We start from the raw sequence: 25,961 nt of genomic DNA, 5'->3' as shown, positions 1-25,961 counted from the left end.
CAGAGAGAGCCGAAGGGGCACCCCCGTCGGCGAACCGATGAGTACAGAGAGGCACCCGCCGATCATGTCTGTCCGCCGCAGCGCCGTGGTCCTGGCCGCCACCGCCGTGATCGGCACGGCGTTCGCGCCGGCCGCCCTCGCCGACGAGTCCCCCTCCGCCTCCCCGTCCCCGGCGCCCCCCGCCGGCCTGTACGGCAGCACCGACCCCACGTACGACGGTGTCTGGCGGCAGTCGCTCGCGCTGCTCGCCCAGCACACCGTGGGCGTGCGGCCCGCGGCGAAGGCGGTCGACTGGCTCACCGGGCAGCAGTGCGCGAACGGGGCCTTCGCGGCCTACCGTGCCGACCCGTCGAAGCAGTGCGACGCGAAGACGCAGGTCGACACGAACAGCACCGCCGCCGCCCTCCAGGCCCTGGCGGCGCTCGACGCGGACGACGCCGTGACCGGCGCCGCCGTGAAGTGGCTGAAGTCCGTGCAGAACGAGGACGGGAGCTGGGGCTACCTTCCCGGCGGGGCCGGCGACACCAACTCGACGTCCGTCGTGACCGGAGCGCTGGAGGCCGCGGGCACCGACACGCGGGACCTGCGGTCGAAGGGCGGCCGGACGCCGTACGACGCCCTGCGCGGCCTCGCCGTGCCCTGCGGCCAGGACGGCGGGGGCGCCTTCGCGTTCCAGCCGGACAAGAAGGGCGGGCTCGCCGCGAACGCCGACGCCACGGCGGCGGGCGTGCTCGGCGTGCTGGGCGAGGGCCTGGTGACGGAGCCCGGGGACGACGGGGCGTCCGCCGGGTCCGCCGAGTGCACGGCCGGAGACTCGCTCACGCCCGAGCAGACGGCCGGCAACGGCGCCGCGTACCTCGCCGGCGCGGTCGCCGAGAGCGGTCACCTCATGTCCGCCCTCGCGGGCGCCGAGGACCAGCCCGACCACGGCAACACCGCCGACACGGTCGTCGCGCTCGCGGCGGCGGGCCGGACGGCCGACGCCCGCAAGCCCCTCGCCTGGCTGGAGAAGAACTCCGGGTCCTGGGCGGCGAAGAGCGGTCCGGCCGCGTACGCGCAACTGATCTTCGCGGCGCACGCCACCGGCGCGGACCCGCGCGACTTCGGCGGCGCCGACCTCGTGAAGCAACTCGGCGCGACCGGCCCCGCGGCCCGGGCCGCCGGCGAGGACGGGGCGAAGGCCGACCAGCAGGACAAGGACAACGACAACGACAAGGGCGAGGAGAGCGGCGGGGCCGACATCTGGTGGATCATCGGCGTCGGCCTGGTCGGCGGCATCGGCGTCGGCTTCCTGCTGAGCGGCCGCACCAAGAAGCGGCAGCCGTGACCCGCCGCCGCCCGACCCTGCTGGTCCTGGGCCTGCTGCTCGCCGTGCTCGGCACCGCGGGTCAGGCCCAGGCGGTCGGCTACCGCTACTGGTCCTTCTGGGACCGTGCCGCCGACGGCGGCGGTACGTGGGTGTACGCGACGCAGGGCCCCTCGACCGCGCAGCCCTCCGACGGCGACGTCCAGGGCTTCCGTTTCTCGGTGAGCGAGGACTCGAAGGACTCGGCGAAGCCCCGCGGGGAGGCCGCCTTCGCGACGATCTGCGCGCGGACGCCCGCCCGGGAAGGGTCGAAACGCGTCGGTCTCGTCCTCGACTTCGGTACGGCCGCGGACGCGCCGGCCGGCTCCACCCCGCCGGGCCTGCGCACGGCCTGCGCCCGCGTCGGCGAGGACGCGACGACCGCCGAGGCCCTCGCCGCCGTCGCAAAACCCCTGCGCTACGACACGAACGCCCTGCTGTGCGCGATCGCGGGCTACCCCCGCACGGGGTGCGGCGAACCCGTGTCCGGCGACCGCCCGAAGGCCACCGCCCCGCCCCGCGCGGCGAGCGGCTCCGCCGACGACTCCGGCAGCGGACCGTCGGTGGGCCTGGTGGCCGGTGCCGCCGCCGTGGCCGTGCTGGGCGCCGCCGCGGTCTGGCAGGCGCGCCGGCGCCGCGGCTGACGGGACGTACGCGATGAACGCCGGCGACGACGACCGCCCCGCGGGCGGCGGGTCCGCATCCGCCGCGGCGCGCACCGGCCCCGGCGGGGCCCTGCGGCGGCTGCGTGCGCCCCGTGCGACCCGTACCAACGCGCTCCATCCCGGTGCCTGGTGGGTGTGGGCCCTGGGGCTCGGCACCGCCGCGTCCCGCACCACGAACCCGCTGCTCCTCGGGCTGCTGATCGGCGTCGCCGGTTACGTGGTGGCGACGCGCCGCACGGAGGCCCCCTGGGCCCGCTCCTACGGGGCCTTCGTGCGGCTCGCCCTCGCCGTGCTCGGCATCCGGCTGGCCTTCGCCGTCCTCCTGGGCTCGCCCGTCCCCGGCACGCACGTCCTCCTCACCCTCCCCGAACTCCCCCTCCCCGACTGGGCGCAGGGCATCCGCGTCGGCGGCCGGGTCACGGCGGAGGGCCTGGTCTTCGCCCTCTACGACGGCCTGAAACTCGCCACCCTGCTCATCTGCGTGGGCGCCGCGAACGCCCTCGCTAACCCCGCCCGCCTCCTCAAGTCGCTCCCGGGCGCCCTGTACGAGGCGGGAGTGGCCGTGGTCGTCGCCCTCACCTTCGCGCCGAACCTGATCGCGGACGTCCAGCGGCTGCGCGCCGCCCGGCGCCTGCGCGGCCGGCCCGACCGCGGTCTGCGCGGCCTCCTCCAGGTCGCACTGCCGGTCCTGGAGGGCGCGCTGGAGCGTTCGGTGGCCCTCGCCGCGGCGATGGACGCGCGGGGGTACGGCCGCTCCGCCGAGGTGCCGCCCGGTGTGCGCCGCACCACCGCCGCGCTCACCCTCGGCGGCCTGGTCGGGGTCTGCGCGGGGACGTACGGCCTGCTCACCGCGGAGGGCGGCAGCTACGGTCTGCCGGTGCTGCTCGCCGGACTCGCCGCCGCCCTCGGCGGCCTGTGGCTCGGCGGACGCCGCTCGCTGCGCACCCGGTACCGGCCGGACGCCTGGGGCGTACGCGCCTGGCTCGTCGCCGGATCCGGGGCGGCCGTCGCGGCGCTGCTGGTCCTGTACGCCGCCCACGACGTGTACGCCGCCGCGGCCCTGCATCCCGGTGTCGTCCCGCTGACGGCGCCGGCCCTCCCGCTGTGGCCCGCGGCGGCGATCCTGCTCGGTCTGCTTCCCGCCTTCGTCGCCCCCTCCCCCACATCCGCATCCGCATCCGCATCCGCACCGAAGAACCACGGCAAGGAGCCCTCATGATCCGCTTCGAGGATGTCTCCGTGACGTACGACGGAGCGGCGGAGCCCACTGTCCGGGGCATCGACCTGACCGTCTGCGAGGGCGAGTTGATGCTGCTGGTCGGCCCGTCAGGGGTCGGCAAGTCGACGCTGCTCGGCGCGGTGAGCGGACTGGTCCCGCACTTCACGGGCGGCACGCTGCGCGGGCGCGTGACGGTCGCGGGCCGTGACACGCGCACCCACAAACCGCGTGAACTCGCCGACGTGGTCGGCACGGTGGGCCAGGATCCGCTGTCGCACTTCGTCACGGACACGGTCGAGGACGAACTCGCCTACGGCATGGAGTCGTTGGGCCTCGCGCCGGACGTGATGCGCCGCCGCGTCGAGGAGACCCTGGACCTCCTCGGACTGGCCGGCCTGCGGGACCGCCCCATCGCCACGCTCTCCGGGGGGCAGCAGCAGCGGGTCGCGATCGGCTCGGTCCTCACCCCGCACCCCGAGGTGCTGGTCCTCGACGAGCCGACCTCGGCCCTCGACCCGGCCGCCGCCGAAGAGGTCCTCGCCGTCCTCCAGCGCCTCGTCCACGACCTCGGCACGACGGTCCTGATGGCCGAGCACCGCCTGGAACGCGTCGTGCAGTACGCCGACCGGGTCGCCCTTCTCCCGTCGCCGGGCGCCCCGCTCGTGCTGGGCACGCCCGCCGAGGTCATGGCCGTGTCGCCGGTGTACCCGCCGGTGGTGGCCCTGGGCCGGCTCGGCGGATGGTCGCCGCTGCCGCTGACGGTCCGGGACGCCCGGCGCAGGGCGGGAGCACTGCGGGAACGTCTGGCGGGCATCGGGCACGGGGGTCCGGACACGGGCCCGTACGCGGGTCCGGACGAGGCGACGGGTCCGACCGGCCCCGTACCCACACCGGTGCCCGCTCCCGCACCCGCACCCGTGTCCGAGGGAGGCGGCGGTGCGCCGTCCCCCTCCCGCCGCCCACGGCTCTTCCGCAGGCGCCCGCCCCAGGCGGCCCACGGCACCCCCCGCATGCCCCGCACCCCCGGCACGCCCGCCACGGCGGTGGTCGAGGGGCTGTCCGTCCGCCGGGGCCGCACCGAGGTGCTCCACGACGTCGGCCTGACCGTCGCCGCCGGGGAGACCGTCGCGCTCATGGGCCGCAACGGCGCCGGCAAGTCGACGCTGCTCTCCGCTCTCGTCGGGCTCGTCCCGCCCTCGGCGGGCTCCGTCCGTGTGGGCGGCCTCCAGCCCCACCGCACGGCGCCCGGCGAACTCATCCGCCACGTGGGCCTCGTACCGCAGGAGCCGCGGGACCTGCTGTACGCGGACACGGTGGCCGGTGAGTGCGCGGCGGCGGACTCCGACGCGGGGGCGGAGCCGGGCACCTGCCGGGCCCTGGTGTCCGAGCTGCTTCCGGGCATCGACGACGGCACGCATCCGCGGGACCTGTCCGAGGGACAGCGGCTCACCCTGGCGCTGGCGGTCGTCCTGACGGCCCGGCCGCCGCTGATCCTCCTCGACGAGCCGACCCGCGGCCTGGACTACGCGGCCAAGTCCCGCCTGGTCACCCTGTTGCGGACTCTCGCGGCAGAGGGCCACGCCATCGTCCTCGCCACCCATGACGTCGAGCTGGCCGCCGAACTCTCCCACCGGGTCGTCATCCTCGCCGACGGCGAGCCCGTCGCCGACGGCCCGACCGCCGAGGTCGTCGTCGCCTCACCGTCCTTCGCCCCGCAGGTCACGAAGGTGCTGGCCCCGCAGAAGTGGCTGACCGTGTCCGAGGTGCGCGAGGCGCTCGGCGCGTCCGCGTCGGCGGAGGAGGCGGGGACATGACCCCGGAACCCCGACCCCAGCCCCAGCCCCAGGCGCGTCCCATCCGGCTGGGTCCCCGTTCCGTCGCCGCCCTCCTGCTGGTCGGGGTCATCGGTCTCGCCGCGCTCACCTGGCCGTTCTTCAGTGCGCCGACCTCGCAGGTGGGCGCGCACGCGAAGGACGCGCCCTGGCTGTTCGCCGGGCTGCTCGTGCTGCTCGTCGGGGTCGTGGCGGCGACGATCTCCGAGTCCGGGCTCGGCCCCAAGGCCGTGGCGATGCTCGGGGTGCTCGCCGCGACCGGGGCCGCGCTGCGGCCGATCGGTGCCGGCACGGCGGGCATCGAGCCGATGTTCTTCCTGATGGTGCTGAGCGGGCGGGTCCTGGGACCGGGGTTCGGCTTCGTGCTCGGGTCGGTCACCATGTTCGCGTCGGCGCTGCTCACGGGCGGGGTGGGGCCCTGGATGCCGTTCCAGATGCTCTCGATGGGCTGGTTCACGATGGGGGCGGGGCTGCTCCCGGGCCCCGACCGGCTGCGCGGCAGGGGCGAGTTGGCGATGCTCGCGGCGTACGGCTTCCTCGCGGCCTTCGCGTACGGCACGTTCATGAATCTGGCCGGCTGGCCGTTCATGGACGCGCTGTCGTCGAACGTGGCCTTCGACGCGCACGACCCGGTGCACACCAACCTGGCCCGTTTCACCGTGTACTGCGTGACCACCTCGCTGGGCTGGGACCTGGGACGGGCCACGGTGACGGTGGTGCTGACCCTCACGCTGGGCACGACGGTCCTCAAGGCACTGCGGCGGGCGACGCGGCGGGCCGCGTTCGAGACGTCGGTCACGTTCGAGGAGCCCGGTGGTGCGGCGCCCGTCACACCGCCCGGCGGCGCACGGTAAAAACGGCAACTACTTCCTGTCACGCACCCCGCGTCCGTGCCGTGAGGCGGCCCACAGGACCTTGGTCCTCCACTAGGCGCGACCGTAGAGCACGCGCCTTGTCATGCCCACGGCTTCAGGCCGCTGACCTGCGGTTTGAGAGCCACGTCACAGCGGGACCTTTTGCTGCGGATACGACCACAACTAGCAAAAGGGGGCATTGCGGACGGGGCGTCGGGCTGGTTCATTGGAGGAGTCGCAAGGCGCCGACGTGCCCCTCCGGGCCTCGGCGCCGCCACATGCCAGGGCAGCGAGCCCGGGCGTACGAGCGACCACCCCCGTCCCCGTAGAAAAGGTTCTCCGTGCCCTTCTCCACCCGCGTCCGCCGCATCGCCACCCCGAAGAAGGCCCTCACCGGTGCCGCCGTGGCAGCCGCCACCACCGGCATGATCCTCGCGGCGGGCCCCGCCCAGGCCGCCGCCCCCACAGCGGCCACCTCCGCCTCGGCGAAGGCGACCGCGCAGAAGATGATCCACAACGACGCCCAGTACACCGCGTTCGCCAAGATCGTCGAGCATGAGAGCGGCTGGGACGTGGACGCCACGAACGCCTCGTCCGGCGCGTACGGCCTGGTCCAGGCCCTGCCGGGCTCGAAGATGGCCTCGGCGGGCTCCGACTGGAAGACGAACCCGAAGACCCAGATCAAGTGGGGTCTCGACTACATGAACTCCCGCTACGGCAGCCCGGTCGGCGCGTGGAGCTTCTGGCAGTCCAACGGCTGGTACTGACGTACGGCCGTTCGAGAGAACGTCGGACAGCGGGGCGTGGCTGCCGATATCTTGCTGCCGTTCACTCGCAGCGGTATCCACCCGCCCCGTCGGAGAGAGCCGATTCGATGACCGCCCCCGTCCCCGCGCCGCCTCCTCCCGCCCACCCGCCGGCCTCCGCGCCGGGGAGCCGTCCCGCCGGCCGATGGAAGGTGCCGCTGATCGCCGCGGTGCTGGCCGGTGGCGCGGGGGTGGGCCTCGGCTGGTTGCTCTGGGCGGGCGGGAGCGATTCGGCGTCCGGCACCGATCCGGGCGACGCCCGCGCCGACGCGGTGGGTGCCTGCCAGGCGTACGGCCGGGTCCCGGAGCTGAGCGCGGTCTTCAGCGACACCGACAGCACGTCCCGGTCCCGCTACGAACGGGTGGAGGCCGCCGCCTCACTGGCCCGGTCCGCGGCCGCGCTGGACGATCGCTACGACGACCTGGACAAGGCGCTGCAGAACGTGGCGCGACACGTGCTGACCTTCAACCTGAAGGGCGCGGAGGCGAAGTCCGCCCACGAGAAGGTGCGCAGCCTCTGCGCACCGTACGGCGGCTGACGTCAGCGCTCCCGCTCACACTCGAACCACACCGTCTTGCCTCCCCCGGCCGCCCTGGACTCCACACCCCAGCTGTGGACCACCGCGGCGAGGATCACCAGTCCCCGACCGCCTTCCGCGTCGAGGGACAAGTCGGCTTTCGTGACCGGCAGTTGCGACGACCCGTCCGCGACCTCCACCCGGACGCCCGCCGCCTGCCGCAGCAGCAGGAACGTGCAGCGCCGGTCCGGCACATGGCGTACGACGTTGGCGAGCAGCTCGCTCACGCCCAGCTCCACGGCGTCGGCCAGCCCGGCCATCCCCCACTCGTGCAGGTACGACCGGACGATGCAACGGACGTACCGCGGTGAGTGATCGCCGACGGTGAGGCTCATGCGGTACTGCGTGGTGCGGGGCCCCGCGAGGGCGGGGGGAATGTAGTAGTTCACGCCGCAAGCCTGACCTGCCCTGACTACCCTCGGCCACAGAACGGATACAACGCGTCCCGCAGTGGGTCGAGTTGCACACCGCGTGAGAGGGGCCGTACGTCATGACGCACATCAACGTCCTCGACCCGGGCGCATCACCGCTCGACTACTACGGGTTCGAGCTGCGCCGCCACCGGGAGGCCGCCGGCCTCACCCAGAAGCAACTCGGCGACATCGTCAACTACACGGGCTCGCTGGTCGGCCAGATCGAGACGGCCCGCAAGCTGCCCACGCAGGAGTTCAGCGAGCGGGTGGACGCGGCGCTGGGGACGGGCGGGTTGCTGTCGCGACTCGTCACACTGGTGATGCGCAGCCAGCTGCCGGCCTGGTTCCAACAGGTGGCGGAGTTGGAGGTACGGGCGGCCGAGATCTGCACCTTCCACACGCACTCCGTGCACGGGCTCCTCCAGACCGAGGCATACGCCCGCGCCGTGCTCGGCACACTGGATCAGGCCGACCTCGACGACCGCACCGCCGTACGCCTCGCCCGCCAGCGCATCTTCGAGAAGAGCGAGCCGCCGGTCCTGTGGGCGATCATCAGCGAGGCCGCACTCCGCCAGGAGATCGGCGGCCGGGAAACCATGCGGGGGCAATTGGCCCACCTGTTGGCCTTCGAGCACAATCCCCGGATCAATGTCCAGGTGCTGCCGTTCTCCGTGGGAGCACACCCTGGGCTGACAGGCTCATTCACCCTCTTTCGTTTCGTGGGCGACCCGGCCATCGTCTACACGGAGCACTACGGAAGCGGACATCCGACCGCCAACCCGGAAACCGTCAAGGACTGTTCACTCCATTACGATCATCTTCAGGCCGCCGCACTCTCCTTGAAGGATTCGGCGGAGCTGATCCGGCGGGTGATGGAGGAACGCTATGAGGAACAACGCGATGCCGACAGGGATCCAGTGGCGTAAGTCCAGCTACAGCAGTGACCAAGGCGGCGAGTGCGTTGAATGCGCGCCCCTCGGCCCTCTCGCCTGGCGTAAGTCGTCCTACAGCAGCGACCAGGGCGGCGACTGCATAGAGGTCGCCGAGACCCCCGCCACCACCATCGCCATCCGCGACTCGAAGAACCCGGCCGGCCCGGTCCTGACCCTCGCCCCCGCCGCCTTCAGCACCTTCCTCGGCTGGGCGACGGCCGCGGTCTGAGGACCGCGCCGGGGTTCAGGCCCGGCGGCTGTCGGCCGCCTCGATGAGGTCGTCGAGGCGGGCGAGCGTGGCGGTGAGCCGGTCGATCTGCTGCCGGACGCGGACGCGTTCGGCGTCGAGCATGGCCCGCTGGTGGTCGGTCGTGGTGTCCGTGTCGATACAGGGGATCAGTTCGGCGATACGGCTGCTGGACAGGCCCGCGGCGTAGAGCTGCTGGAAGATGCGGACCCGGTCGACGGCCCCTTCGGCGTACTCGCGGTGGCCGCCGGGACCGCGGTCGGGCGTCAGGAGCCCCTGCTCCTCGTAGTAGCGCAACGCGCGGACGCTCACTCCGGAGCGCCGGGCGACCTCTCCGATGCGCACGCGTCCCCCTTCTCCTCGGCACGTCGGGTCCGCGCCGATGCCCCCGGTTCGGCCTCAGGACTTGAATCTCACGTCAGCGGTAGGTTTTAGCGTACCGGACATGACCACACCGAACACATATCAGCACACCCGTATCGAGGGCGCCGTCGCGCTCGTGACCGGCGCCAACCGAGGACTCGGCCGCCACTTCGCCCAGCAGCTCCTGGAACGTGGCGCGGCGCGCGTGTACGCGGCGGCCAGGCGTCCGGAGTCGGTCGACCTGCCCGGCGTCGTACCGCTGCGGCTGGACGTCACGGACGAGGACGAGGTCCGGGCGGCGGCCACGGCGGCGGGCGATGTGACACTCCTGGTGAACAACGCCGGAGTCACCCACTTCACCGGCCTCGTCACCGGGGACCTGGCGGCCGTCCGCGCGGAGATGGAGACGAACTTCTGGGGCACGCTGGCCGTCGTGCGGGCCTTCGCCCCGGTGCTCGCGGCCAACGGGGGCGGAGTGATCCTGAACGTGCTGTCGGCGCAGTCCTGGCACGCCTCCCCGGGCAACAACGGTTACCACGCCGGCAAGGCGGCCCAGTGGGCGTTGACGAACGGCGTACGGATGGAGCTCGCCGAGCAGGGCACGCTCGTGACCGGGCTGCACCTGGGAGCCGTCGACACCGACTTCAGTGCCTCCTACGACGGGCCCAAGGGCGACCCGGCCGTCACCGTCCGGGTCGCCCTGGACGGGATCGAGGCGGGAGCGGCCGAGGTGCTCGCCGACGACTGGAGCGCGCACGTCAAGAAGTCGCTGGCCGAGGACCCCGTGCGGCTGCACGACGAGATCCGCGCGGGCGCCATCTGACCGGGCGACGTGCTGCGGTGCACACCGGGGCCCTTGCGCGGTGACCCCGTGCCGAGGTCAATGGAGAACGACTCGCGGCCGACATCCAGGTGAACCCCAAACCCGTATGAAACGGCCGCCTGCCACAGCCCTGTAACGCGCACCGCACGGGTACAACTCCCGTGCCGCCCCGCCGGTCGAACCCGGTGTGTCGCACACCTGCGCCGCGGCGGAACCGGTGCCGCCCGGCGCGACTCCCTTAGTCCCGACCGTACTTGGAGTTGACCCGTGCCCAGGAAGTCCCTGCCGACGCGCCTCGCCGCCGTCGCCGCGCTCCTGCTCGCCACCGGAGCCCTGTCCGCACCCGCCGCGTCGGCGAAGCCCGCGGCCCCGTCTCCCGGCGACGCCTACGTGCTGACCGTGAGCACCGATCCGGCCCGTACCGACCACGACGACCGCCGGGTGGACGTCACCGGCACCGTCACCAAGGCCGACGGCACGCCCGCGGCCGACATCCCCGTCACCGTCGAGGAGGTCGTCCGCTTCACCACCTGGAACCCGTGGGGCGACCCGATCGACCCCACCTACTACGAGCCGCGCGAGCTGGGCCGGCCGGTCAGCGACGCCGACGGCACCTTCACCATCCCGGACGTCGACATCGACCACGTGGGCGACAGCAGCCTGCTCAACGTCCGGCAGGAGGTGCAGATCACGGCCCACTACGACGAGGACGGCGACCTCAACACCCCGCAGGACGGCTACTTCGCGGACACCACCGTCGCCGTCGACGCCAGGCCCAGCCACGTCACCAGCACGGTCAACAGGAAGAAGGTGAAGGCGGGCGACACCCTCATCGTCCAGGGCAGGGTCACCCTCCCCAAGGGTGTCGAGCCCGGTGGCACCGAGGTGTTCCTGCAGACCTACTGGGAGAGCCAGTACCGCGTGAAGACGACCACGAGGGCCGACGGCACCTTCCTGCTGATCGCGCGCGTCCGGGACTACGACGACACGTTCACGCTCCGCACGGCTCCGCGGGACCTCTACGTGGCGGGCGCGGAGCAGCCCCTCCCGGTCACCAACACCTCGGTCGCTCAGAGCCGCTGAATGATCGTGCCCGTCGACAGCGCCCCGCCCGCGCACATCGTGATCAACGCGAACTCCTTGTCGCGGCGCTCCAGTTCGTGCAGTGCGGTGGTGACGAGGCGGGCCCCGGTGGCGCCCACCGGGTGGCCCAGGGCGATCGCGCCGCCGTTCACGTTCACCTTCTCCAGGTCCTGACCGAAGACCTGGGCCCAGCTCAGCACCACTGACGCGAACGCCTCGTTGATCTCGACGAGGTCGATGTCCTTCAGGGACATGCCGGCCTTGCCCAGCACCGCGTTCGTCGCGTCGATCGGGCCGTCGAGGTGGAAGTGCGGGTCGGCGCCGACCAGCGCCTGGGCCACGATCCGTGCGCGCGGGCGCAGCTTCAGCGCCCGCGCCATCCGCTTCGACGCCCACATGACGGCGCAGGCGCCGTCGGAGATCTGGGAGGAGTTGCCGGCCGTGTGGACGGCCGTCGGCATGACCGGCTTCAGCTTCGCGAGGGCTTCCATGGAGGTGTCACGCAGCCCCTCGTCCCGGTCGACGAGCCGCCACATGCCCTGCCCGGCCCGCTGCTCCTCCTCCGTGGTGGGCACCTGCACGGCGAACGTCTCGCGTTTGAAGCGTTCCTCGGACCAGGCGGTGGCGGCCCGCTCCTGTGAGATGAGGCCCAGCGAGTCGACGTTCTCGCGGGTCAGGCCGCGGTGGCGGGCGATCCGCTCCGCCGCCTCGAACTGGTTCGGCAGGTCGACGTTCCACTCGTCGGGGAACGGCTTGCCCGGTCCGTGCTTGGACCCGGAGCCCAGCGGCACCCGTGACATCGCCTCGACGCCGCACGAGATCCCGATGTCGATCACGCCCGCGGCGACCATGTTGGCGACCATGTGCGAAGCCTGCTGGGAGGAGCCGCACTGGCAGTCGACCGTCGTGGCGGCCGTCTCGTACGGCAGGCCCATGGTGAGCCAGGCGACGCGCGCGGGGTTCATGGACTGTTCGCCGGCGTGCGTCACCGTGCCGCCGACGATCTGCTCGACGCAGTCCGCGTGGATACCGGTACGGCCGAGGAGTTCACGGTAGGTCTCGCCCAGCAGATAGGCGGGGTGCAGATTGGCGAGCGCGCCGCCGCGCCTGCCGATGGGGGTGCGGACGGCTTCGACGATCACGGGTTCCGCGGCCATGGGGAGTTCCTCTCCTCGGGTCACCCGCGCGGCGCGGGCGTCCCGGCCCACCCGCCACGCTGAACTAGTACGCGTTCTAGTTATGTATGCAGTCTGCTGACCCCGCGCCCACCACCGCAAGGGTCGTGCAGCTCCCGAAGCCGCGATCCGCACGTCACGATCCGCTGCGGATCCGCGCGGAATTCGGGGTGCCGTGCCCCTTGCCTCTTGTAGAACCCGTTACTACCTTCACGGCAGTTCCCGGTACCTGATGGGCCGTCAGAATGCGGCCGCGGCACGACCTGGAGGCCCCGATGCCCTGTCCAGAGCTGCCCGACGGGTTCGACTTCACCGACCCCGATCTGCTGCATCACCGCGTGCCCCTCCCGGAGTTCGCCGAGCTGCGCCGCGCCGAGCCGGTGCGCTGGATCCCGCAGCCGCCCAACCTCGCCGGGTTCCAGGACGAGGGCTACTGGGCCGTCACCCGTCACGCCGACGTCAAGTACGTGTCCACACACCCCGAGCTGTTCTCCTCCACCCTCAACACCGCCATCATCCGCTTCGGCGAGCACATGGAGCGGGACGCGATCGACGCGCAGCGGCTGATCCTGCTCAACATGGACCCGCCCGAGCACACCCGGGTCCGCCAGATCGTCCAGCGCGTCTTCACCCCGCGTGCCATCCGCACCCTGGAGGAGAAGCTGCACGCGCGCGCGAGCCGCGTCGTCGAGGCCGCGCTCGCCGAGGCGGGCCCCGGCGGTTCCTTCGACTTCGTCACCCGGATCGCCAGTGAACTGCCGCTCCAGGCGATAGCGGAGCTCATCGGCATCCCGCAGGACGACCGCGCCAGGATCTTCGACTGGTCGAACAAGATGATCGCGTACGACGACCCGGAGTACCGGATCACCGAGGAGGTCGGCCAGGAGGCCGCCACCGAGATCATCGCCTACGCGATGAACATGTCGGCCGACCGCAAGCGGTGTCCCGCAGAGGACCTCGTCACCACGCTGGTGGCCGCCGAGGACGAGGGCAACCTCGCCTCCGACGAGTTCGGCTTCTTCGTACTGATGCTGGCCGTCGCGGGCAACGAGACGACCCGTAACGCCATCACGCACGGCATGCACGCCTTCCTCACCCACCCCGACCAGTGGGACCTCTACAAGCGGGAGCGCCCGGCGACCGCCGCGGAGGAGATCGTCCGCTGGGCGACCCCCATCGTCTCCTTCCAGCGCACGGCGACCCAGGACACCGCACTGGGCGGCAAGCAGATCCTGAAGGGCGACCGCCTCGGTCTCTTCTACTCGTCCGCCAACAACGACCCCGAGGTCTTCGACGCGCCGGAGGTCTTCGACATCGGCCGCGACCCGAACCCGCACCTCGGCTTCGGGGGCGGCGGCCCGCACTTCTGTCTCGGCAAGTCCCTGGCCACCCTGGAGATCGACCTCATGTTCCACGCGATCGCCGACGCGATGCCCGGCGTGCGGCTGGCCGCGGACCCGCGCCGACTGCGTTCCGCGTGGCTCAACGGCGTGAAGGAGATGCAGGTCAGCGCCGGTTGAACGCTTCCACCGGGGATCGGTGAACGTTTTGCGTCCGTTGCGCGTCTTCACAGGTGGCACAGACAACCGACACCTTCGAAGACTTCGAACGGAAACGCCGAGCCGTGGTCCCGACCGAACTGTCCCTCGTCCGGCCGAAGGGTGCCCCCACCTGCCGGAAGCGGGACCTCCGACCGGTCTGGAGGCGGCACCGGGTGCCCCTCCTCGCCACCCTCCCGACCGTCCCGCTGTACGTGGTGTGGTGGCTGTTCCTCGCCACCGGCGGCGGCGACCTGGCCGCACAGGAAGCCTGGGCCGACTTCGCGTCCCGGCACGGCGGTTCGGCGTACAGCCTCTTCTGGTACGGCGGGATGCACACCGCCAACTACAGCCTGATCTCGCCCTATCTGATGGCCGCCCTCGGCGTGCGGACGGTCACCGTGGCGGCCGGGCTGCTGGCCGCCTGGCTGGCTGCGGCGCTCATCGTCCGTACGGGGATCCGCCGCCCCCTCGGCCCGGCGCTGCTCGCGGCGCTCGCCCTGTGGTGCAACGTCGCGTCGGGGCGTACGACGTTCGCGCTCGGCATCGCGCTCGGGCTCGCGGCCTGTGTGCTGCTGACCCGGGAGCGGCGCATCCCCCTGGCGACGGCGTACGCGGCGCTCGCGACCATGGCGAGCCCGGTGGCGGGCCTCTTCCTGGTCGTCGCGGGGGCCGGCTACGCCCTCGTACGGGACCGGGCGCGGGCCGCCGCCCTGATCGCGCCCCCGGTCGTGGTGGTGGGCGCGACCACCCTGCTCTTCCCGTTCACCGGCGAGCAGCTGATGCCCGCCGCCCGGATCTGGCCACCGGTGCTGATCGGCGTCGTCGTGCTGACGTTCGCCCCGCGCGGGTGGCTGGTGCTGCGCTGGGGCGCCGTCGTGTACGCGGCCGGGACGGTCCTCACCTACCTGGTGCCCTCGCCGGTCGGCACGAACGTGGAGCGGCTCGCGGAGCTGTTCGCGCCCGCCGCCCTGCTGGCCGCGCTGCTCGCGGTGCCGGGCCCGCGGCACACGGCGGGCACCGATCCCGCCCGGTGGCGCAGCCATCGCAGGAGACGCGTGGCGCTGACGATGGCCCTGGTCTTCTCCGTGGGGTGGGTCGGCAAGAAGACGGTCGACGACCTGGAGGTGTCCACGGTGGTGCCGGCCTGGGCGCACGACACGACCAGCGTGGTGGAGGCGCTGGACCGGCTCGGCGCCGACCGCACCCGCGTCGAGGTGGTCCCGGCCCGCAACCACCGCGAGGCGACCGCGCTGGCCCCCCACGTGAACCTGGCGCGCGGCTGGAACCGGCAGCTGGACATGGAGCGCGGCCGGCTCTTCTACGACGGGACGTTCTCGGAGAAGACGTACCGGGCCTGGCTGGACCGGTGGGCGGTCGGCTTCGTCGTCCTGCCCTCGGGGAAGCCGGACGGCTTCGCGGAGGAGGAGGCGCGCCTGGTCGAGAACGGCACCCCGTGGCTGGAACCGGTGTGGCAGGACCCGCACTGGCGGGTCTACCGGGTGCGCGACGCGGTGCCGCTGGTGTCGGCGCCCGGCACGGTCGTGCACGCGGACAGCGCCGAGATCGTGGTGCGCGTACCGCGCCCCGGCCCGGTGACCGTGCGGGTCGCGTTCTCGCCCTGGCTGTACGCCGAGGGCGGCGGCTGCCTCGCCAAGGAGGGCGAGTTCACGCGGCTGACGGTGACCGAGCCGGGCGAGTACCGGATCAGCTCGGGGTACCGTCCTTCGCCGGGACCGGCTTCCCGGTGCTGACCGCCTCGGCGCCCTTCGCCGCCTCGGCCGCCTCGGCTGCCTGGACCCCGTCGGCCCGCTGGGCCCCCTTGGCCTCTTCGGCCTCCTGAGCCCTCTCGGCCTTCTCGGCCTCCTCGGCCGTCCCCTCGGCCCCCTCGGCCTTTTCGGCTCCCCGGACCCGCTGCCCGGCCGGTTCCGCGAGCGGCCGTGGCCTCGGACCCTGGAGCAGGTAGGTCAGCCCGAAGCCGGCGCCGACGACGGCCGCGCCGCCCACCGCGTCCAGCACCCAGTGGTTGCCGGTCGCCACGATCGCGGAGACCGTGAACAGCGGGTGCAGCAGGCCGAGGGCCTTCATCCACCACTTGGGGGCGAGGATCGCGATGACGAGCCCGCACCACAGCGACCAGCCGAAGTGCAGCGAGGGCATCGCCGCGTACTGGTTGGTGAGCGCGGTCAGCGTCCCGTAGTCCGGCTTCGTGAAGTCCTGCACGCCGTGCACGGTGTCGATGAACCCGAGACCGGGCATCAGCCGCGGCGGGGCCAGCGGGTAGAGCCAGAAGCCGACGAGCGCGAACAGCGTGGCGAAACCGAGCGCCGAGCGGGCCCAGCGGTACTCGGCCGGCCTGCGGACGTACAGGACACCGAGGACGCTCAGCGGGACCACGAAGTGGAACGACGTGTAGTAGAAGTTGAAGAAGTCCTCCAGCCACCCCGTCTTCACCACCGCGTGGTTGACCCAGTGCTCGATGTCGATGAAGAGGAACTTCTCGATCGAGTGGATCTGCTCGCCGTGCTGCTCGGCGGTGGCCCGGCCGCCGGTGTTGGTGCCGCCGGTCGCCGCAAGTCTGACCTGCTGGTACGCGGAGTAGCCGACGCGGATCAGCAGCAGTTCGAGGAGGAGGTTCGGCCGGGTCAGGACCCGGCGCAGGAACGGCAGCAGGGGTACGTGTCTCCACCGCGTGGGCACCGGCTGCGCGTACCGCGTCGGGACCGGCGAGCGGTAGTGCTCGGACGTCCGGGACAGGAACGGGACGGCGGTCGCCGCGGCGAGGGCGGCGAGCAGGACGACGTTGTCGCGCAGCGGATGCAGGGCCGTCATGTTCGGCAGCATCATCTTGGCCGGCAGCGTCATCACCAGGATGACGGCGACCGGCCACACGTACCGGTCGCCCGCCTTGCTGCCGACCCGGCCGACCATCGCGAGCAGCACCCACAGCAGCTGGTGCTGCCAGGTGGTCGGCGCGACGACGACGGCGACGCAGCCGGTGATCGCCACGGCGAGCAGCAGCTGTCCGTCGCGGGCGTAGCGCACGGCCCGGCGCAGACCGAGCACGGCGACGGCCGCGCCGAGCACCAGGAAGAGCGCGATCTCCAGCGGGCCCTCGACGCCCAGGCGCAGCAGCGCGCCGTGCAGGGACTGGTTGGCGAGGTCGTCGGCGGGCCGGCCGAGCCCGGCCCCGGCCAGGTGGTGCACCCAGTACGTGTACGAGTCGTGCGGCATCGCGGCCCACGCGAGCGCGGTGGACGCGGCGAAGGTGAGGCCGGTGGAGACGGCGGCGCGGCGGCGGCCGGTGAACCACAGGAGCGGCGCGAAGACCAGGACGGTCGGCTGCAGGGCCGCGGCGAGGCCGATCAGCACCCCGCTGGAGCGCTCCCCGCGCACGGCGAAGCAGCCGAGGAGGACGAGCAGGACCGGGATGATGCTGGTCTGGCCGAGATACAGCGTGTTGCGCACGGGCAGCGACAGCATCAGCAGGCTGATCGCGACCGGCGCGGCCAGCAGGGCCGTGCGGCGGCTCACGGGCTGCGGCAGGGCGCGCGCGGCGACCAGGCCGAGGGCGACCACGAGCAGCAGGGTGCCGAAGGTCCAGCCCCAGCCGAGGGCCTGCTCCGCCGCCCTGGTGAGGGGCTTGAGGACGAGTCCGCCGAAGGGCGTGCCGGTGAAGCGGGTCGAGTCGTACAGCGACCCGGTCACGTGCAGTACGCCGTCGGGTCCGACCCAGGTCTCCAGTTCCGTCAGGCGTTCGCCCTTCGGTGTGCTCAGGACGACGGCGACCTGCCGTACCGCCAGGACGGCCGCGACCAGCCAGAGGCCCGCGCGGACCATGCCCAACCGTGCCTTCGCCGTCCCGGGTGCCGCTGCCCCGAAGGCATCACCTGGTCGTCCACCGTGCTCCACGTTCGCCACGCGCCGTCGGCCCTCCCGCCCCGTTCGTCCCCTGCTGTCCCATGCGTCCCATGGGTCTCGTGCGTCTCGTGCGTCTGTTTCCTGTTCGAACCCTTAGAGGCTCGCACCACCCCCGAGGAGAGACGCAGGCAACCCCCTCTTCACCTGACGTCCTTGAGTCTTTCGTCCTGATGGAGGTGTTGTACGGCCGATGTGGTTCCCCGGCACGCCGCCACGCCCGTTCGTGACGGGAATACAACCACCCCGTCCGTGGGTACCGGCTATATTCGGCGACAGAACTAGTTAGTACACCTAACTAGACAGACGAAAGGTTTGCCGCATGACCGAGCCGCACCTCTGGCACGACGTGGACGACTACTTCACCGGGCTCCTCGCCCCACCGGACGCCGCCCTGACCGACGCTCTGCGCGACAGCGACGCCGCCGGACTGCCGCAGATCAACGTCGCCCCGAACCAAGGCAAGCTGCTGCACCTCCTCGCCGTCATCCAGGGCGCGACGCGCATCCTGGAGATCGGCACCCTCGGCGGGTACAGCACCATCTGGCTGGCCCGCGCCCTCCCCGAGGACGGCAGGCTGATCACCCTCGAGTACAGCGAACAGCACGCCGAGGTGGCCCGGCACAACCTCGCCCGGGCCGGCCTGGAGAAGATCACCGAGGTCCGGGTGGGGCCGGCCCTGATCGGCCTGCAGACGCTGGCCGACGAGCACCCCGAGCCGTTCGACGTGGTCTTCATCGACGCGGACAAGGTGAACAACCCCCGCTATGTGGAGTGGTCCCTGAAACTCACCCGGCCCGGCAGTCTCATCATCCTCGACAACGTCGTCCGCGGCGGCGCCGTCACTGACGCCACCAGCGACGACCCGAGCGTGCGCGGCACCCGCGAGGCGCTCGACCTGTTCGCCGCGCACCCGAAACTGACCGCCACGGCGATCCAGACGGTGGGAGTGAAGGGCTACGACGGTTTCGCACTGGCACGCGTGCTGCCGTAGAAGGTCCTCGGGGCTGTCACGCCTCCTGGTAGAAGCCCACGTTCACGCTGCGCGGGCCCGTGCGGTCCAGGATGACCAACTCGCCCGCACCGCCGAGGGGGAGCTTCGCCGTCCCGCCGTACGGGAGTGTCTGCTGCGCCCCGCCCACGAGCGCGAACCGCACCTCGGACGACGGGTCGTCGTGCGAGCCCCGCAGCCAGGTCACCTGCCAGGTCCCCTCGGGCCCGCACAGGAACTCCAGGTGGACCCGCGAGACGAACAGCCAGTCGTCGGGCGTCGCGAGGCGGCACACGCCCCGGTCGCGCCCCACCCGCAGCACGGCGCCGGGCTCGCTCGGCGCGTCGGCCATCTGCATTCCGGCCGTCGCGCCGGCGTCCGTCCCGGACACCGAGGCCATGGTGAGTTCGAGCACGTGCGCTCCTTCGTTCCCGCGCGTTCCCGCGGTTCGCCTGTTCCGCGCCGGGACGTGGTGCGCCCCCGCGACGTATCGCCGCCGAATGATAAAACGCCCGGACGCGCACCGTCCGGCACAATGGAGGCATGACCGAGCGCAAGCCTCCCGGGGTCGGCTTCGAGTCCTGGGTCGACAAGCAGATCCGCGAGGCGGAGGCCCGCGGTGAGTTCACCGAACTCGCAGGCGCGGGCAAGCCGTTGCCGAGCGGGCCCGACACGTCGTACGACGAACTGTGGTGGATCAAGCAGAAGATGGCCCGCGAGGGCCTGTCCGTGCTGCCTCCGACGCTGGCCCTGCGCAAGGAGGCAGAGGACGCGCTGGAGCGGGCCGCCGCGGCGCCCTCGGAGCGGGTGGTACGGCAGATCGTCACGGACATCAACGCGAAGATCCGCGAGATGATGTTCAAACCACCCCCCGGCCCACCCCTCGGCCTCAAGCCCTACGACACAGAGGCCATAGTCAAATCCTGGCGAACCCACCACCCCCACTGACCCAAGCACCTAAGGGGCGCGGGGAACTGCGCGACCAGCCCCCACCCACCCGCACCCGACACCGAACGCCACCCCCAGGCACGCAAAAGGTCCCGTCCAGGCAGACACATCGCCCGAACGGGACCTCGACCACCACAGCTCACAACTTGAGCAGACGCTCCGCCAATTCCCGATAGTCCTTGAGCGCCAACCGCAACTGCTCCGTGTCCGCCTTGCCCTCCCCGGAGGTCTGCCACGACGACCGCAGCGTGCGGCGCCGCTGGGTGACGGCGTCGGCGAACCGCTCCGCCACCTCCTGCAGCACCTGGTCCGCCTCCTCGACGGACCCCCGGGGCCCGTCGACGAACGCGGTGACCGCGTGCTGCAGCCGCAGCGACAGCTTGTCGCCCTCGTCGTGCATGAGCCGCCCGCTGGTGCCCGCGCCGGTCCCGGCGGTCACCCGCGCCTCGGCGCCGAGCACGCCCTCGCGGGACGCCCCGCTCCGGCTGCCGGTGGTCCTGCCCGTGGCACTCTCACGACCCGGCGAGCCGTCGTGCTCCGTGGTGGACGACGGACCGGCCGCCGCCGGGATCCGCTCGCCGTCCACGACCGTGTCCCGGCCCTCCCGGGCCCGCTCCTGGGCCGCGGTGTCCCGCCCGCGCGTCCCGGCCCCGTGGCCGACCACGCCCTGGCTGACCGTGTCGCTGCCACCGCCCCGCACACCGCCGGCCTCCGGCGTCCCAGGCGTCCCCGACGCCCCTGATGTCCCCGGCGTTCCCGGCGTCCTCGTCACATCGTCCCGCTGATCCCGCTGATCCCGCCGGTCCCGGAAGGGCCCCGCCGTGGTGTTGTCCGGCATGCGTCTCAACTCCCCTTCACATGACGCCTGTTGAGCGCCCACGGCGCATGCGACCGGCCGCGGGAGCTGTCCGTTCGGGTGTCCGAGGGAACGTCCTCGTCGTCCTTCCGCAGCCGCGCCCTGTCGTCGCGGGCGGAAGAGGTCAGGTCCTCGAAGAGCGCGCGGGCCTCGACCAGCGCCTCACGCAGCTCCTCGGTGTCGGCCCGGCCCCCGGCGGCACCGTTCGCGTGGGCGGCCAGGTGGACGCGGCGGTAGCCGTTCACGTGGTGCGCGTGGTGCACGGAGAGCGCCGAGAGCTGCTCCTCGTAGCGGTCGCCCCCCGGGAAGCCGCGCGCGCCCGCCACCTCGGCGAGCAGCCGGTCCGCCTCGACGACGGCGTCCCGCGGCGAGTCGACGAACTGCTCCTGAATGGCGGTCCAGCGAACCGCGTACCGCTCCCGCGCCGCGGGGTCCAGCGGCTGCTCGCGCAGCGAACCGTGCCGCTGCACGCGCTCCTCGAGTTCGCGCTCGGCGGCCTTGGTGTCGCCGTCGTGCCGGGCCACCGCCCGCTCGTACTCGGGTCCGAAGCGCCGCTTCAGACTGCGCCCGCCGCCCGCCCCGCGGGCCATCACTTGCCGAGCGATCACGGCGGCGACGAGGGCCACCACGATCACGATCAGAACGATGATCACGCCTGTGGACATGGATTGCCTTCCGGGTTCGGGGCCCAGTGGGCCGGTTCTTTCCGTCGTGTTGCCCGGACTCCGGCACCCAAACGAACGCCTCCGCAATCCACGTCGGAGGCGCGGCGCCGCTCGTGTCGGCCTACCGGCCCGGCCGCACCCGGCCGGCCGGCCTGGGCACCGACTCCTCGTACGGCTGTTCCGCGTCGGAGCCGCACAGCTCGGAGTTGAGCTCCGCCACCAGCCGGACGAGGTCCGTGGGCCGGTCCGGACCCCACCAGTCGCCGAGGAGCTCGGCGAGGGACTCCTCGCGGGCGCCGGCCAGCTCCTCGGCCACCCCGCAGCCCTTCTCCGTCAGGACGAGATCGTGCCCCTCGCGGAGGGCGAGACCCCGCTCCTCCACCTGACGCGCGGCCTCGATGACGACCCGCAGGGGCACCCCGCTGTGCTCGGAGAGGGCGGTGGGTTCGGCCCACCCGTGGCGCCGGATGCGCAGCAGCAGCCAGCTCGCGGCGGGCAGCAGGTCGTACCCCGCGCGGGCGGTGATCTTCTCGTAGATCTGCCGCCGCCCCTCCCGGGTGCCCAGCACGGACAGCGCGCGGCACACCTCGTCGTACGAGGAGCGTTCCACGGGGTTGCTGGCGAGGGTCTGGGTGGCGTCGGGCGCCGTCACGGAGCCCCGCAGCCGGTCCTCGCGCAGGAACCAGGCGAGCACGAAACCGACCAGGGCGACCGGGGCCGCGTACAGGAAGACGTCCGTGATGGAGGTGGCGTACGCCTCCACGACGGGTGGCCGGAGCGCGGCCGGCAGCTCGGAGATGATCTTCGGGTCGGACTTCAGCGCGTCGGCGCCGAGCCCCGGCGGGAGTTCCTGTCCGCGGAGCACGTCGGTCAGCCGGTCGCTCAGGCGGCCCGCGAAGACCGAGCCGAAGACGGCGACGCCGAACGAGGCGCCGATGGAGCGGAAGAAGGTGGCGCCGGAGGTCGCGACGCCCAGGTCCTCGTACGAGACCGCGTTCTGCACGATCAGTACGAGGACCTGCATGACCAGGCCGAGTCCCAGGCCGAACACCAGGAAGTACGCGCTCATCTCGCCCGTGGAACTGTCCACGCCGAGCCGGTGCAGGAGCAGCAGTCCGAGGGCCGTCACGGCGGTACCCGCGATCGGGAACACCTTCCAGCGGCCCGTGCGGCTGACGATCTGCCCGGAGACGGTCGACGAGACCAGCAGCCCGGCCACCATCGGCAGCATGTGCACGCCCGACATGGTGGGCGACACACCCTGGACGACCTGCAAGAACGTGGGCAGGTACGTCATCGCGCCGAACATCGCGAAGCCGACCACGAAGCTGATCACCGCGGCGAGGGTGAAGGTGCGGATCCCGAAGAGCTTCAGCGGGAGCACGGGTTCGGCGGCGCGGCGTTCGACGGCCACGAACGCGACGGTGAGTACGGCGCCCAGGACCGCCAGGCCGATGATCCGGGGCGAGCCCCAGGCCCAGGTGTTGCCGCCCAGGGACGCGACGAGGACCAGGCAGGTGGCGACGGCCGCGATCAGGAACGTACCGAGGTAGTCGATCGTGTGCCGCGTCGAACGGACCGGGATGTGCAGGACGCCGGCGATGACGGCGAGCGCGACGATCCCGACGGGCAGGTTGATGTAGAAGACCCAGCGCCAGCTCAGGTGCTCGGTGAACAGGCCGCCGAGCAGCGGCCCCAGGACGCTGGTCGCGCCGAAGACGGCGCCGAACAGCCCCTGGTAACGGCCGCGTTCGCGGGGCGGCACGAGATCGCCGACGATGGCCATCGACAGCACGATGAGCCCGCCGCCGCCCAGTCCCTGCACGGCGCGGAAGGCGATGAGCTGGGGCATGTCCTGCGCCATGCCGCACAGCGCCGAGCCGATCAGGAAGATCACGACGGCGACCTGGAACAGCTTCTTGCGTCCGTACTGGTCGCCGAGTTTGCCCCAGAGCGGGGTGGCGGCCGTGGAGGCCAGCAGGTACGCCGTGACGACCCACGACAGGTGGTCCAGGCCGCCGAGGTCGCTGACGATGGTCGGCAGCGCGGTCGACACGATCGTCTGGTCGAGCGCGGCGAGCAGCATCCCGAGGAGCAGCGCCCCGATCGAGACGAGGACCCCGCCCTCCATCCGCTTCGGATCGTCCGCGCCGCGCGCGCCCGGGCCGGCGGCGTGGTCCCGGGAGATGTGCGAGCCCCGGCCGCCCGGCGGTGTCCCGCGTACGTTCGCGTCCTCGGCCCCGCCGTGTGCGTCCTCGGCCATGAAAACCTCCCGGCCACGAGAAGCCCGTTCCTCTTCCATCCTGGTCGGTGTGACCGGTTATGGCCTGTTGAATCCGGCCAGGAGTCCGGGATTCCGGGGGTAACCGGGAGATTGTGTGGAGGCGGTCTGCATAATCGCTGGAGTTCGTACGGGGAGGGATCCACACATGAGCGACCGGAGCGGTCACATATGTCCTGAATGCGGGGCACCCTGGGAGTCAGGGGGTTCCCCGACGTGCGACTGCGCCCGCAGAGCGGCGGACGAACTCCTGCAGACCCGTTCCGCGGAGGCGGCCGCCGCGGAGGACTTCGACCCGCTGCGGATACGTCCCTACGTCGACCTGGGAGTCCGCACGGAGGGCTCCGCCGGTCCCGAGCCCACGCCGGGTGCCGGTGACGCGTCCGGGGAAGCGAAGACCACTGCCGCCGCGGCGGGGCCCTCGCCCACGGACGGGGCGACCCTCTCGATCCCCGTACAGCGCGCCCCGTCGGACCCCGTGAGCCCGCCCACGGGCCCGCCCCTGAGCCCGTCCACGGGCTCACCGGAGCACCAGGGACGCGTCGACGGCGGGGCGTTCGACGCCGCACGGCCGCACCCGGCGGGCGGCACCCGGCCCTTCGACGACCGGCCACCACCCCGGGATCCCGGGTTCGCCGACTTCCCCGGCGACTCCGAGAGCCCGGACGGGCCGGCCGGGAACACGAGCCGGCGCCGCCGCTTCGTCCTGGTGGGCGCCGGCGCCACCGCCGCCGTGCTCGCGGCCGCGGGGTTCGCGGGCGGACTGTTCTCGTACGAGTCGCCGTCGCGCAACGGGGCCGCACCGGACGACCTGCGCGCGAGTGTGCCGGACGCGTCCGGCGGGGAGCCGTCCCCGTCGGCCTCCGCCTCTTCGTCCGCGTCGCCCTCGGAGTCTGCGACCGAGTCGGCCGCCGCGAGCGCCTCACCGTCGGTGTCGGACACGCCGAGCGCCTCGGCCACGCCGTCCCGGACGACCGCCACGACGAGTGCGCCGCCGGTGGAGAACTCGGCCGACACCACGCAGCCGCCGTCCGGCCCACCGGAGAAGGCGGAGCCGGTGGTGCTGGGGCGCGGCGACGAGGGCCCCGAGGTCGTCGAACTGCAACTGCGTCTGAAGCAGTTGGCCTTGTACGTGGGCGAGGCGGACGGCGACTACGACGCCCGGACCGAGAACGCGGTACGCAACTACCAGTTCACCCGGGGCATCGAGGAGGACCGGGGCACGTACACCCTCCAAACCCGCCAACGCCTCGAATCAGAAACCACAGAACCCTAATCGCACGGGGTGCGTCTGCGCCCGTGGTAACGCGCGGGCCCGCGGGGGCTGGTCGCGCAGTTCCCCGCGCCCCTGAGGGGCCGGGGGCTCAGCCACACGGTGACCTGCGGGTCCGCGGGGGCCGAGGGGGCGGGGACTTGGCCGCACGGGTGACCTGCGGGCGCGCTGGGGCTGAGGGGGCGGGGGCTTGGCCGCACGGGTGACCTGCGGGTCCACCGGGGCCGAGCTGCGCCCCTTAAGGGGCGCGGGGAACTGCGCGATCAGCCACGACCGGGGCGCACCCAACATCACACGCCCACCCCCATCCCCTAGGGGCGCGGGGAACTGCGCGACAAGCCACAACCAAGCCGCACCCAACATCACACGCCCAGCCCACCCACCCTCCAGGGGCGCGGGGAACTGCGCGACAAGCCACAACCGGGCCGCACCTCACCCGCAACCCAAGCCGCGCACCCCCTCACCCCACGCGCACCCGAACCTCCCCGTCCACCACATCCACCCGAACCCCCCGAAGATCCCGCACCACCACATCCGGCCGATGAAACCCGGCCCGGGGCCCAACCCCCACCACCCGCATCCCAGCGGAGCGCCCCGCCGAGATCCCCACCCCCGAGTCCTCGAACACCACACAGTCCTCCGGCGCGACCCCCAACTCGGCAGCCCCCTTCAAGAACCCCTCAGGATCCGGCTTGCTCGCCCCCACCGACTCGGCGGTGATCCGCAGCTCGGGCAGCGAAAGCCCCGCGGCCGCCATACGCGCGGCACAGAGCGCCACATCCGCCGAGGTCACGATCGCGTGCGGCACCCCGAGCCCCCGCAGCGAGGCCAGGAACTCCGCGGCCCCCTTGATCGCCACGACCCCGTCCGTGTCGGCGGTCTCCTCCGCGAGCATCCGCGCGTTGTCCGCGTAGTTCTGCTCCATGGGCCGGCTGGGCAGCAGCACGGCCATCGACGCGTACCCCTGCCGCCCGTGGACGACCTTCATGACCTCGTCCCCGTCGAGCCCGTGCCGATCGGCCCAGCGACGCCACACCCGCTCGACGACGGCGTCCGAGTTGACGAGGGTCCCGTCCATGTCGAGCAGCAGGGCGCGGGCGGTCAGCACGGTCGAGGTCGAGGCCGTCATCGGCATGCTCCAAAGGCGTAAAAGCGT

General features: G+C 72.5%; 25 protein-coding genes. 16 read left to right on the top strand and 9 right to left on the bottom strand.

The genetic code is table 11. From position 1 onward, the window contains the following. The first annotated feature begins 64 nt into the window (after positions 1–64). The 7 genes from ACFYXC_RS03170 (at position 65) to ACFYXC_RS03140 (ending at position 7,260) form a co-directional block, all read left to right on the top strand. Complete coding sequence (locus ACFYXC_RS03170) at positions 65–1,327, top strand: prenyltransferase/squalene oxidase repeat-containing protein (RefSeq protein WP_389546237.1); 1,263 nt, start codon at positions 65–67, stop codon at positions 1,325–1,327. Further along, entirely contained in the window at positions 1,324–1,989 is a 666-nt protein-coding gene (locus ACFYXC_RS03165; RefSeq protein WP_388908453.1) for an SCO2322 family protein, read from the top strand. The genes ACFYXC_RS03170 and ACFYXC_RS03165 overlap by 4 nt, the downstream gene beginning before the upstream one ends. Positions 1,990–2,002: 13 nt before the next feature. Beyond that, a complete protein-coding gene (locus ACFYXC_RS03160) occupies positions 2,003–3,229 on the top strand; it encodes an energy-coupling factor transporter transmembrane component T (protein ID WP_389546234.1) in 1,227 nt (408 codons plus the stop codon). Further along, on the top strand, positions 3,226–5,043 hold the full coding sequence (locus tag ACFYXC_RS03155; RefSeq protein ID WP_389546231.1) for an ABC transporter ATP-binding protein: 1,818 nt from the start codon (positions 3,226–3,228) through the stop codon (positions 5,041–5,043). The genes ACFYXC_RS03160 and ACFYXC_RS03155 overlap by 4 nt, the downstream gene beginning before the upstream one ends. Continuing rightward, positions 5,040–5,915, top strand: coding sequence for an ECF transporter S component (locus ACFYXC_RS03150; protein ID WP_389546228.1), 876 nt, complete (start codon positions 5,040–5,042; stop codon positions 5,913–5,915). The genes ACFYXC_RS03155 and ACFYXC_RS03150 overlap by 4 nt, the downstream gene beginning before the upstream one ends. Before the next feature lie 341 nt (positions 5,916–6,256). Continuing rightward, complete coding sequence (locus tag ACFYXC_RS03145) at positions 6,257–6,682, top strand: transglycosylase SLT domain-containing protein (RefSeq protein ID WP_388908461.1); 426 nt, start codon at positions 6,257–6,259, stop codon at positions 6,680–6,682. Between the two features lie 107 nt (positions 6,683–6,789). Next, positions 6,790–7,260 carry a hypothetical protein gene (locus tag ACFYXC_RS03140; protein WP_388908463.1) on the top strand — a complete coding sequence of 157 codons (471 nt, stop codon included), beginning with the start codon at positions 6,790–6,792 and terminating at the stop codon, positions 7,258–7,260. Positions 7,261–7,262: 2 nt separating this feature from the next. Here the strand turns inward: ACFYXC_RS03140 and ACFYXC_RS03135 are convergent, their stop codons facing one another. Then, a complete protein-coding gene (locus tag ACFYXC_RS03135) occupies positions 7,263–7,688 on the bottom strand; it encodes an ATP-binding protein (protein WP_389546224.1) in 426 nt (141 codons plus the stop codon). 101 nt (positions 7,689–7,789) lie between these two features. Between ACFYXC_RS03135 and ACFYXC_RS03130 the strand changes: the two genes are divergently transcribed. Together ACFYXC_RS03130 and ACFYXC_RS03125 are read left to right on the top strand one after the other, a co-directional pair. Next, entirely contained in the window at positions 7,790–8,638 is an 849-nt protein-coding gene (locus ACFYXC_RS03130; RefSeq protein ID WP_389546221.1) for a helix-turn-helix domain-containing protein, read from the top strand. Beyond that, the gene (locus ACFYXC_RS03125) at positions 8,613–8,873 is read left to right on the top strand and encodes a DUF397 domain-containing protein (protein ID WP_389546218.1); all 261 of its coding nucleotides are present in this window, start codon (positions 8,613–8,615) and stop codon (positions 8,871–8,873) included. Before ACFYXC_RS03130 ends, ACFYXC_RS03125 begins: the two co-directional genes overlap by 26 nt. A gap of 15 nt (positions 8,874–8,888) precedes the next feature. Here the strand turns inward: ACFYXC_RS03125 and ACFYXC_RS03120 are convergent, their stop codons facing one another. Next, a complete protein-coding gene (locus ACFYXC_RS03120; protein WP_388908471.1) occupies positions 8,889–9,236 on the bottom strand; it encodes a MerR family DNA-binding transcriptional regulator in 348 nt (115 codons plus the stop codon). A 100-nt stretch (positions 9,237–9,336) separates the two neighbouring features. On the opposite strand from ACFYXC_RS03120, the gene ACFYXC_RS03115 reads away from it, so the two are divergent. Continuing rightward, complete coding sequence (locus tag ACFYXC_RS03115; protein ID WP_389546215.1) at positions 9,337–10,077, top strand: SDR family oxidoreductase; 741 nt, start codon at positions 9,337–9,339, stop codon at positions 10,075–10,077. 267 nt (positions 10,078–10,344) lie between these two features. Then, the gene (locus tag ACFYXC_RS03110) at positions 10,345–11,160 is read left to right on the top strand and encodes an acyl carrier protein (protein ID WP_388908475.1); all 816 of its coding nucleotides are present in this window, start codon (positions 10,345–10,347) and stop codon (positions 11,158–11,160) included. On the opposite strand, the gene ACFYXC_RS03105 is transcribed toward ACFYXC_RS03110, so the two are convergent. Then, complete coding sequence (locus ACFYXC_RS03105; protein ID WP_389546211.1) at positions 11,148–12,317, bottom strand: steroid 3-ketoacyl-CoA thiolase; 1,170 nt, start codon at positions 12,315–12,317, stop codon at positions 11,148–11,150. The genes ACFYXC_RS03110 and ACFYXC_RS03105 overlap by 13 nt on opposite strands. Before the next feature lie 293 nt (positions 12,318–12,610). Here ACFYXC_RS03105 and ACFYXC_RS03100 point away from each other — a divergent pair, with 293 nt between their 5' ends. Together ACFYXC_RS03100 and ACFYXC_RS03095 are read left to right on the top strand one after the other, a co-directional pair. Next, positions 12,611–13,855 carry a cytochrome P450 gene (locus tag ACFYXC_RS03100; protein ID WP_389546208.1) on the top strand — a complete coding sequence of 415 codons (1,245 nt, stop codon included), beginning with the start codon at positions 12,611–12,613 and terminating at the stop codon, positions 13,853–13,855. A gap of 104 nt (positions 13,856–13,959) precedes the next feature. After that, on the top strand, positions 13,960–15,627 hold the full coding sequence (locus ACFYXC_RS03095) for a hypothetical protein (protein ID WP_388909116.1): 1,668 nt from the start codon (positions 13,960–13,962) through the stop codon (positions 15,625–15,627). Here the strand turns inward: ACFYXC_RS03095 and ACFYXC_RS03090 are convergent. Further along, entirely contained in the window at positions 15,581–17,794 is a 2,214-nt protein-coding gene (locus tag ACFYXC_RS03090) for a bifunctional glycosyltransferase 87/phosphatase PAP2 family protein (RefSeq protein WP_389546205.1), read from the bottom strand. The genes ACFYXC_RS03095 and ACFYXC_RS03090 overlap by 47 nt on opposite strands. A gap of 319 nt (positions 17,795–18,113) precedes the next feature. On the opposite strand from ACFYXC_RS03090, the gene ACFYXC_RS03085 reads away from it, so the two are divergent. Continuing rightward, positions 18,114–18,785: an O-methyltransferase gene (locus ACFYXC_RS03085; protein ID WP_389546202.1), complete on the top strand. Its 672-nt coding sequence runs from the start codon at positions 18,114–18,116 to the stop codon at positions 18,783–18,785. Positions 18,786–18,801: 16 nt separating this feature from the next. Here ACFYXC_RS03085 and ACFYXC_RS03080 read toward each other — a convergent pair whose 3' ends face one another. Then, positions 18,802–19,197, bottom strand: coding sequence for a hypothetical protein (locus tag ACFYXC_RS03080; protein ID WP_389546199.1), 396 nt, complete (start codon positions 19,195–19,197; stop codon positions 18,802–18,804). A 128-nt stretch (positions 19,198–19,325) separates the two neighbouring features. On the opposite strand from ACFYXC_RS03080, the gene ACFYXC_RS03075 reads away from it, so the two are divergent. After that, the gene (locus tag ACFYXC_RS03075) at positions 19,326–19,730 is read left to right on the top strand and encodes a DUF1992 domain-containing protein (RefSeq protein WP_389546196.1); all 405 of its coding nucleotides are present in this window, start codon (positions 19,326–19,328) and stop codon (positions 19,728–19,730) included. A gap of 139 nt (positions 19,731–19,869) precedes the next feature. Here the strand turns inward: ACFYXC_RS03075 and ACFYXC_RS03070 are convergent, their stop codons facing one another. The 3 genes from ACFYXC_RS03070 to ACFYXC_RS03060 all read right to left on the bottom strand — a co-directional run bounded on the left by ACFYXC_RS03070 (position 19,870) and on the right by ACFYXC_RS03060 (position 23,514). Then, complete coding sequence (locus tag ACFYXC_RS03070; RefSeq protein ID WP_389546194.1) at positions 19,870–20,568, bottom strand: hypothetical protein; 699 nt, start codon at positions 20,566–20,568, stop codon at positions 19,870–19,872. Between the two features lie 5 nt (positions 20,569–20,573). Further along, entirely contained in the window at positions 20,574–21,251 is a 678-nt protein-coding gene (locus ACFYXC_RS03065; protein ID WP_389546191.1) for a hypothetical protein, read from the bottom strand. A 121-nt stretch (positions 21,252–21,372) separates the two neighbouring features. Beyond that, positions 21,373–23,514, bottom strand: a complete 2,142-nt coding sequence (locus tag ACFYXC_RS03060) for a DHA2 family efflux MFS transporter permease subunit (RefSeq protein ID WP_389546189.1) — start codon at positions 23,512–23,514, stop codon at positions 21,373–21,375. 166 nt (positions 23,515–23,680) lie between these two features. On the opposite strand from ACFYXC_RS03060, the gene ACFYXC_RS03055 reads away from it, so the two are divergent. Further along, a complete protein-coding gene (locus ACFYXC_RS03055; protein WP_389546186.1) occupies positions 23,681–24,808 on the top strand; it encodes a peptidoglycan-binding protein in 1,128 nt (375 codons plus the stop codon). Between the two features lie 457 nt (positions 24,809–25,265). Here the strand turns inward: ACFYXC_RS03055 and ACFYXC_RS03050 are convergent, their stop codons facing one another. Beyond that, positions 25,266–25,934 (bottom strand): HAD family hydrolase, encoded by a 669-nt coding sequence (locus ACFYXC_RS03050; RefSeq protein WP_389546183.1) that lies wholly within the window; start codon positions 25,932–25,934, stop codon positions 25,266–25,268. Positions 25,935–25,961: the final 27 nt, after the last annotated feature.

This window comes from Streptomyces sp. NPDC002701, assembly GCF_042889045.1.
Classification (GTDB): Bacteria; Actinomycetota; Actinomycetes; order Streptomycetales; family Streptomycetaceae; genus Streptomyces.
The sequence above is the reverse complement of the archived record's forward strand: the minus strand, read 5'-3'. Positions and strand labels throughout refer to the sequence as shown.